We start from the raw sequence: 458 nt of genomic DNA on the forward strand, positions 1-458 counted from the left end.
GGACTACCGCATCGACAATCTGCTCTTTGCCGAGGACGGCCCGGCCTGCGTCGCGGTTCTCGACTGGGAGCTCTCCACGATCGGCCATCCCTTCGCCGATCTCGCCGCCCTGATCATGCAGTGGCAGCGACCGCCCGGGACCGAGGGCCGGGGGCTCGCGGGGGTCGGCCGGAAGGACCTCGGTATTCCCGAAGACCAGGCCTTCATCGACGGATATTGTGCCCGCATGGGGCTCGGCGGGATACCGGATTTCGGCTTCTACCTCGCATTCGCCTTTTTCCGCATGGGCGCGATCCTGCAGGGCGTCAAGAAACGTGCGCTGGACGGCAACGCCTCCAATCCGGAGCTGGGCCTGAGGCTGGGCGCCAGCGTGCCGGACTATGCGGCCGGAGGGCTGGAGGCGGCAAAGTCGGCTTGAGGAGCAAACTCCCGCCCACGCCCCAGTTCAGCTTTTTAGC

Annotated in this window: 1 protein-coding gene; it reads left to right on the forward strand. The window is 66.6% G+C overall.

Annotation, left to right across the window (positions count from 1 at the left end):
• Positions 1–418, forward strand: a 418-nt coding sequence (locus tag FMN52_RS18505; protein ID WP_148610101.1) for a phosphotransferase, incomplete at its 5' end; no start/stop codon positions are given.
• Between the last annotated feature and the right edge of the window lie 40 nt (positions 419–458).

It is taken from the genome of Marinobacter sp. BW6, assembly GCF_008107725.1.
Taxonomy (GTDB): domain Bacteria; phylum Pseudomonadota; class Gammaproteobacteria; order Pseudomonadales; family Oleiphilaceae; genus Marinobacter.